Source organism: Kitasatospora sp. NPDC057738, from assembly GCF_042798815.1.
Taxonomy (GTDB): Bacteria; Actinomycetota; Actinomycetes; order Streptomycetales; family Streptomycetaceae; genus Kitasatospora; species Kitasatospora lactacystinica.
This window is the reverse complement of sequence record NZ_JBHVJT010000014.1, coordinates 104,486-112,478: the sequence shown is the minus strand read 5'-3', so window position 1 is coordinate 112,478 and position 7,993 is coordinate 104,486. Positions and strand designations below refer to the sequence as shown.

Annotated in this window: 3 protein-coding genes and 1 pseudogene; 3 read left to right on the top strand and 1 reads right to left on the bottom strand. The window is 76.4% G+C overall.

The window, feature by feature from the left end:
- The first annotated feature begins 7 nt into the window (after positions 1 to 7).
- Positions 8 to 670 carry a type VII secretion system-associated protein gene (locus ACFVGO_RS10515; RefSeq protein WP_380631373.1) on the top strand — a complete coding sequence of 221 codons (663 nt, stop codon included), beginning with the start codon at positions 8 to 10 and terminating at the stop codon, positions 668 to 670.
- A 77-nt stretch (positions 671 to 747) separates the two neighbouring features.
- Here the strand turns inward: ACFVGO_RS10515 and eccD are convergent, their stop codons facing one another.
- On the bottom strand, positions 748 to 2,115 hold the full coding sequence (eccD, locus tag ACFVGO_RS10510) for a type VII secretion integral membrane protein EccD (protein ID WP_380631372.1): 1,368 nt from the start codon (positions 2,113 to 2,115) through the stop codon (positions 748 to 750).
- Positions 2,116 to 2,318: 203 nt separating this feature from the next.
- Between eccD and eccCa the strand changes: the two genes are divergently transcribed.
- Both eccCa and ACFVGO_RS10500 read left to right on the top strand, forming a co-directional pair.
- The gene (eccCa, locus tag ACFVGO_RS10505; RefSeq protein WP_380631371.1) at positions 2,319 to 6,281 is read left to right on the top strand and encodes a type VII secretion protein EccCa; all 3,963 of its coding nucleotides are present in this window, start codon (positions 2,319 to 2,321) and stop codon (positions 6,279 to 6,281) included.
- Positions 6,281 to 7,993: pseudogene (locus ACFVGO_RS10500) on the top strand (hypothetical protein); the annotation flags it as partial. The gene eccCa and the pseudogene ACFVGO_RS10500, both read left to right, overlap by 1 nt.

The window sequence follows — 7,993 nt, the reverse complement described above, 5'->3', positions numbered from 1 at the left end:
GACCGCGATGACCGATCCCGGACAGGGCCACGACGAACCGACGGCCGCCACGCCGCCACCCGGCACGGCGCCACCCGACATGGCGCCGGTGCCCGAGCGGATCCTGGCCGCCGCCCGGGCCGCGCCGGGGCAGTGGATCGGGCTGGTCGACCCGAACTGGCAGGGCGAGGGGCAGCCACCGGACTGGGCGGTGATCGGCCGGTGGCGTGCGGGCGAGGACGGCTCCGTCGAGGAGTTCGCGCCGAACGCGGAGTACCGCCCGTCGCCGCTGGCACGCGAGTGGCCCGCACCGACCGACCCGGTCGACGCCGCCGTCCAGCTGGCCGCGACCGGGTACGGGCCGGGCGACGACGTCTACCGCGCGCTCGCCTCGGCCCGGGTCGCCGTACTGCTGGACGAGTTCGGCACCGTCGGCGGCTTCGGACTCCCGGACGGCGAACCGGCCGTGGTCGTGTTCTCCGCGCGCTCCTGGCTGGAGGCCGCGGGAAGCCCCGGGCACGCGGTGGTCGGCCCCGGCACGCTGCTCGAACGGCTGCCCCCCGGCCTCGGGATCGTCGTCAACCCGGGAGCCCCGGCCGCGATGAGGCTGGAGCCCGGCCCCCTGTGGGCGGCCCTCGACGCCCGGGAGCGGGCCGGCGACCGGGGCGGCCCGCTCCGCCCGTTCGGCTGAGCCGGCCCGTACCGGGCCGGGCAGCGGAAGGGCCCGCCACCGGGGGACGGTGACGGGCCCGCGGATCCCCGCCCGGCTCAGCCGGCCAGGCCGCGCAGGGTGTGGTAGACCCCGCAGGCCTGGAGCGCCAGCGGCAGCAGGGCCAGCGCGCACAGGGTGTGCAGGACGTCCGCGAGGCGGCCCCAGTAGGGCAGCAGACGGCGGCCCGGCACGGTCCAGGCGGCGACGAGGAGGGCGGCCGTCAGCGTCAGCAGGACCGCGAGCAGGAGCAGCCGGTCGGTGGTGGAGGCACCGGCGGCGGCGCGGGTGAGCAGCACCAGGCCGCCGAGGACACCGGGCAGCAGGACGGCCAGGCGCTGGCGGATGCTGCCGACGGCCCGTCCGTGCAGCAGGAGCAGCAGGCTCAGCGCGCCGGCCTCGGCCGGGCCGGCCCAGCCGTCGGCGAAGGGCAGCACGGTCAGGCAGACGGCGCAGACGGCGCCGATCGCGGTGTGCAGGGCCATCAGGTAGTCGTCGGCGACCAGGGCGCGGGGCAGCACGGCGGCGGCCGGGACCGGCTCGATGTTCTCCTGGAGCTCGTCCGCGTTGCGCGGCAGCATCGGCAGCCGCAGCCCGGACAGCCGGAACGCCAGCGAGGGCACGAAGGCGCCGACCAGCACGGCCACCACCCCGACCACCGCCACCAGCTGGGCGAGCGTCATCCCGGCCAGCACCAGCACCCCCGACAGCACCCCGAGCAGCGCGACCAGCGCCACCCCGAGGAACAGCGGCGCCGCCGCCCCCACCGCTGCCAGGGCCAGCACCGCCGCCCCGGCCCCGGCCGAGGAGGCCGCCAGGATCCGGGCGCCGAGCAGCTCGCCCCCGCCGCCCCCGCCGGACCCGCCCGGCCCGTTCGGCAGCAGCAGCGCGGCGAGCGCCAGGTACGGGACGGCGGCGGCGCCCAGCGCGGCGCCCGCGCCCGCGTCGGCCATCGCCCGGGAGGCGCTGGCCGCGCCGAGCAGCAGCAGGACGGCGACCGCCGCGGCGGCGGCCTCGCGCGGGGCGGCCGGGCCGGACAGGGCGAGCAGCACCCAGCCGGCCGCCAGCGCCGTCAGCGCCAGGGCCAGCGAGAGGACCCGGGTGAGGGCCGGGCGCCAGGTGTCGCCGCGCTCGTTCATGCCGGTGGCGACGCCGTCCACCAGATCGTCGAAGTGCACCTCCGGCAGGGCCTCGTGGCGGGCCCGCAGGTACAGGGCGTCGCCGTCGTGCAGGCCGAGCGCCTCGGCGGTGCGCTCCTCGTCCAGCGGCTCCTCGCCGAGCCGCTGGAGCACCCAGCCGCCGTGCTCCAGGCCCTCCTCGGCGAGCCCGGGCCCGGCGTGCCCGAGGACGGCGGGCAGCAGGTCGGCCAGGGGCACATCGGCGGGGACGGCCAGCTCGAAGGCCGTCCCCGGCGCATGGAACCTCAATCGGCACAGTCCTGCCACGACACTGCTGCTCACGCCGGTCCTCCGGTTCGCTGGGCGGTGGTCCGCCTCTCCGCCCGGATGAACGGCCTGCCCGGCGTGCTGCGTTCAACCGGTGTGCCGCGGCCGAACCCCGCACCGCTGAACCTCCGGTGCCGTGCCGTCCGTCACCCAGAGGGAACGGCCGTGGTGAGAAGGAGCCCTGAGTGAGCGTGGAGCTGATCAACCGGACGCCCCGGCGTCCGGGGCCCGAGATGCCGGACGGCGAGATCCAGCTCCAGGAACCGCCGGGTCTGCCGGAGAAGCAGAGCGGCATGGCCAGCGTGATCAGCATGGCGCCGATGGCGCTCGGCTCGCTGTCGATGGTGTTCATGTTCCTGCACCCGGGCGGCGGCGAGGGCAGCGGCGGCATGCTCAGCTACGTCGCGATGGGCATGATGGCGCTGTCCGCCGTCGGGATGCTGGTCACCCAGCTGATCCGCGGCTCCAGCGACCGCAAGCAGCAGCTGCGCGCCGAGCGCCGCGACTACCTGCGCTACCTCTCCCAGATGCGCCGTCAGGTGCGCCGCTCGATCGACGCCCAGCGCAAGGCCCTGGCCTGGCGGCACCCGGCACCGTCCGAACTGGGCTCGCTGGTCGGCACCACCCGGCTGTGGGAGCGACGGGCCTCCCACCCCGACTTCAGCGACGTCCGGATCGCGCTCGGCGCCCAACGCCTGGCGACCCCGCTCGCTCCGCTGGCCACCAAGCCGGTGGAGGACCTGGAGCCGCTCTGCGCCCACGCGCTGCGCCGCTTCATCCACGCCTACGGCACGCTCGCCGACCAGCCGATGGCGATCCACCTGCGCGGCTTCGCCCACCTGCTGCTGCGCTCCGACGACCCCGAGGCCGCCCGCTCGCTGGTGCGGGCGGTGCTGGCCCAGCTCGCCGTGGTGCACGGCCCGGACGAGCTGTGCATCGCCGTCGTCACCGACCCCGAGCGGCGGGCCGAGTGGGAGTGGGCCAAGTGGCTGCCGCACGCCCTGCACCCGACCGACACCGACGGCGCGGGCCCGGTCCGGCTGGTCGCCGGCAGCCTCGGCGAGGTCGAGCAGCTGCTCGGCGAGGAGTTCACCGGCCGTCCCGGCTTCGAGCCGGACGCCGTACCGGCCCGGGACGAGCCGTTCACCGTCCTGGTCCTGGACGGCCCCGGCGCCCACTCCGGCAGCCGCGCCGCGCTGGCCGGCTACCGCAACGCCGTCCTGATCGACCTCGCCGACTCCCTGGAGTGGCGCCCGGCCCGCACCACCCTGCGGCTGCGGATCGAGGACGGCCGGCTCACCATGGTCGGCGCCGACCGCAACCGCAAGGACGTCGTCACCGACCTCGGCCGCCCCGACGGACTCCCCCTGCCCGCGGCGACCCGCCTCGCCGCCCGGCTCGCCCGCTACCGGATCGCCGACGGCGTCGACGCCGCCGAACCGCTCGCCACCGACTTCGACCTCACCGCCCTGCTCGGCATCCCCGACCTGCACGCCCACGACGTCGAGGCCCTTTGGGCGCAGCGCGGCATCCCGCAGCGGCTGCGCGTCCCGCTCGGCCTCGGCCCGGACGGCCGGCCCGTCGACCTGGACCTCAAGGAGTCCGCCCAGGGCGGCATGGGCCCGCACGGCATGCTGATCGGCGCCACCGGCTCCGGCAAGTCCGAGCTGCTGCGCACCCTGGTGCTGGCGCTCGCCGTCACCCACTCCTCCGAGGTGCTCAACTTCGTCCTGGTCGACTTCAAGGGCGGTGCGACCTTCCTCGGCCTGGACACCCTGCCGCACACCTCCGCCGTGATCACCAACCTCGCCGACGAGGCCGCCCTGGTCGACCGGATGCGCGACGCCCTGCACGGCGAACTCGTCCGCCGCCAGGAGGTGCTGCGCGAGGCCGGGTACGCCTCGCTGCTGGACTACGAGACCGCGCGCGCCGCCGGCACCGCGCTGCGGCCGCTGCCCACGCTGTTCGTGGTGGTCGACGAGTTCAGCGAACTGCTGTCCGCGCACCGGGACTTCATGGAGCTGTTCGTGATGATCGGCCGGCTCGGCCGCTCGCTCGGCGTGCACCTGCTGCTGGCCTCGCAGCGGCTCGACGAGGGCCGGATGAGCGCCCTGGAGTCCCACCTGTCCTACCGGATCGGCCTGCGCACCTTCTCGGCGATGGAGAGCCGCGGCGTGCTGGGCGTCCCGGACGCCTACCAGCTGCCCTCCCAGCCCGGCAACGGCTTCCTGCGCAGCGACATCTCCACCCTCACCCGGTTCAAGGCCGCGTACGTCTCCGGCCCGTACCGCCCCAAGCGCCGTGCTGCCCAGCAGGCCGCCATCGCCGGGCAGGTCGTCGCGTACGGCACCGAGTACGTGATGCCCCGGCAGCTGCCGGTGGCGGCGGCCGAGACCGAGGAGGAGCAGGTCTCGGCCGGCTCGCTGCTGGAGATCGCGTCCGGCCGGCTCCGCGACGCCGGGCCGCCCGCCCACCGGGTCTGGCTGCCGCCGCTGGACGTCCCGCCCACCCTCGACGAGCTGCTGCCGCCGCTCGTACCGCACCCCGAGCGCGGCCTCACCACCGAGGACCGGGCCCGGCACGGCACCCTCGGCCTGCCGGTCGGCGTGGTCGACCGCCCCTTCCACCAGCTGCGCGACCTGCTCACCGCCGACCTCTCCGGCGCCGGCGGCCACGTCGGCATCGCCGGCGCCCCGCAGAGCGGCAAGAGCACCCTGCTGCGCACCCTGATCACCGGGCTCGCACTCACCCACACCCCGCGCGAGGTCCAGTTCTACTGCCTGGACTTCGGCGGCGGCACGCTCTCCGCGCTGCGCGGCCTGCCGCACGTCGGCGGAGTCACCGGCCGGCACGACGGCGAGCGGGTGCTGCGGACCGTGGCCGAGGTCAACGGGATCATCACCCGCCGGGAGAAGTACTTCGCCGAGCTCGGCATCGACTCCGTCGCGTCCTTCCGCCGCCGGCGGGCCGCGGGCGAGCTGCCCGACGAGACGCACGGCGACGTCTTCCTGGTGGTCGACGGCTGGAACACCCTGCGCCAGGAGTTCAACGACCTCGTCCAGCCGCTCACCCTGATGTCCCAGCGCGGCCTCAACTACGGCGTCCACCTGGTCGTCGGCACCACCCGCTGGGGCGAGATCACCGGCGGTCTGCGCGACCAGCTGCAGACCCGCTTCGAGCTGCGGCTCGGCGACTCCGTCGACTCGATGATCAACATGCGGGCCGCCGCCAAGGTGCCCAAGCTGCCCGGCCGCGGCCTCACCGACGAGCAGCTGCACTTCCTCTCCGCACTGCCCAGGATCGACGGCTCCGGGAACACCGACGACCTCGGCGAGGGCGTCGCCGACCTGGTCGACGCCGTCGCCGCGCACTGGACCGGGCCGCGCGCCCCCGAGGTGCGGATGCTGCCGCTCGTCCTGGACGCCGGGCGGCTGCCCGCCCCCGAGGGCCGGCTGCGGGTGCCGATCGGCCTGGAGGAGACCGAGGTCTCGCCGCTGTGGCACGACTTCGAGGAGAACCCGCACCTGCTGGTGGTCGGCGACAGCGAATCCGGCAAGACCAACCTGCTGCGGCTGATGATCAAGGCCATCACCACCGCCTACACCCCGGCCGAGGCCAGGATCATGCTGGTCGACTACCGGCGCGGCCTGTACGACGCGGTGCCGGAGGAGTACCGGCTCGGCTACGCGGTGGCCGTCGACAAGCTCCGCCAGATCGTGGACGGCGCGTCCCGGGCGATGAAGAACCGCGTCCCGCCCGCCGACATCACCCCCGCCCGGCTCAGGCTGCGCGACTGGTGGACCGGCCCCGAGCTGTTCATCCTCGTCGACGACTACGACCTGGTCGGCTCGGGCAGCGGCGGCCACCCCTTCAACGTGCTGCTGGAGGACCTCGCCCAGGGCACCGAGATCGGCCTCCACGTGGTCGTCGCGCGCGGCGCCAACGGCATCGGGCGGTCGCTGGGCGACCCGCTGATCCGCAAGCTCCAGGAGGTCAACTCGCCCACCCTGCTGATGTCCTGCCCGCCCTCCGAGGGCTACCTGTTCGGCAACCTCAAGCCCCGCCAGTTCCCGGCCGGCCGCGGCCTGTACATCACCCGGCGGCGGACCGTGCAGGTGCAGACCGGGCAGCTGGCGGAGGAGGAGTGATGGGCGCCTCGACGCTGCGGGCGCTCGGCCCGCACTACGTGATCGCACCGCCCGGCGCGGAGGCGGACGGCCTGGCCGAGGCACTGGCGCCGGTACGGGCCGAGCCGCGGGCCCTGCTGCTGCTCGCCGCCGCCGAGGACGCGGCGCCCGTGCTGCTGGCCTCGCTGGACGACCTCGCCCGGGCCGCGCGCGAACGCGACGCCGACGTGCTGGTGCTGGCCGCCTCCGGGCTGGCGGCACTCGGCCCGGACGGCCGCCGGCCCGCCGAACTGCTCGCCAGGCGCTGCGGGTTGACCGTCGTCGCGCCGGACGCGGTGGTCAGCGTCGAGCCGGACGGCACCCTGCCGGCCGTGAACGGGACCTGGTGGCGCTGCCGGCCCGGCGGGGGAGCGGAACCGCTCGGCGGCCGCTGGCCCGCCGCCGCGACCATCACCCCGCTGGCCGGCGGGGCGTTCTGGGTCACCGAGGCGGGGGTGGGGCCCGCCCGGCCCGCCGTGCTGGAGCGGGCCGCCGCACCGCGGGACGGGCTGCTGCTGATCATCGGCGAACCGGCCGGGCCGCTGCCCAGCGGCGCCCAACTGGCCAACGCGGCGGTGCTGCTGCAGGAGACGGCCGGACGGGCGGAACACCTCGTGCTGAGCGCGCCGTGGGCCGCACCGGTCGAACTCATCGAACTGGCGGCGGTGTTGGCGGCCTCACTCGGGCAGGAGGTGCGGGCGGCGATCGGCGTGCCGGTGAGTGCGGCGGGGGCCGCCGGGCCCGACGTGCGGACCGTCCACGTGGCGGCGGACGGCGGCGAGGGCTGGGAACCGTACCTCACCGAGCTGGTCGCCCGCCCGAGCGAACGCACCGTCACCGCCGTCGGCTGGCGCACCCGCCCCGACCTGCCCCCGGCCCCCGGGACGGCCCGCTACCCGGCCTTCCCCGGCTGGGAGCTGGAGGCGGTGGCGGCCGGACTGTGGCTGCGCCCGGCCGCCGCCGCGGACCGCGGCCCCCGGCTGCGCCGGCCGGACCCGGCGCGGCCGGTGCTGGTCGTCGGCACGCCGGGCCGGCCGGTGCCGGAGACGGTCTGGGACCACCTCGGTGCGCTGCTGGGCTCGCTCCCGACCGGGGCGGCGCGGCTCGGGCTCGCGGTGGCGGGGATGCTGGACGTGGAGTCGGCGGCGGTGGGGCGGTTCTGCGCGCGGCTGTACGGGCTGGACTGGATCGGGGCGGAGTCGGTGGCGGCAGGTGCGGCGGTGGAGCCGTGGCCCCGGGTCGAGGTCGAGGCCGAGGCTGCGGTGGAGCCGGAGCCGGAGCCGGAGCCGGAGCCGGAGCCGGAGCCGGAGCCTGCGCCGGTGGCCGTGCCCGATCCCGAACCCGAACCGGTGACGGTGCCGGAGCCCGCCGCCAGGGTGTCGACCTCGGGCGGGGCCTTCGTGGCGGAGACCCCGGGGGAAATCAGCGAAGGAACAATATTGCTCCCTGAGGCGATCGGCGAGGAGCCCGAGGCGGCCCCCGAAGCCCCGGCCCCCGAGGCCGGTCCGGCTCCCGAGCCCGAGCCGGTCCGCGAGCCCGAGCCCGAGCCCGAGCCCGAGCCCGACCCGGTCCGCGAGCCCGAGCCCGACCCGGTCCCCGAGCCCGACCCGGTCCCCGAACCCGTGACACCGGTGGCGCCCGTGACGCCCCCGCCCGCGCCGTCCTCGGCGGGGCCCGCCACCCCCGCCGAGGAC

Excerpts from the sequence above, each read along its gene's own strand:
- ACFVGO_RS10515 (WP_380631373.1), top strand. The coding sequence starts at position 8 with ATGACCGATCCCGGACAGGGCCACGACGAACCGACGGCCGCCACGCCG.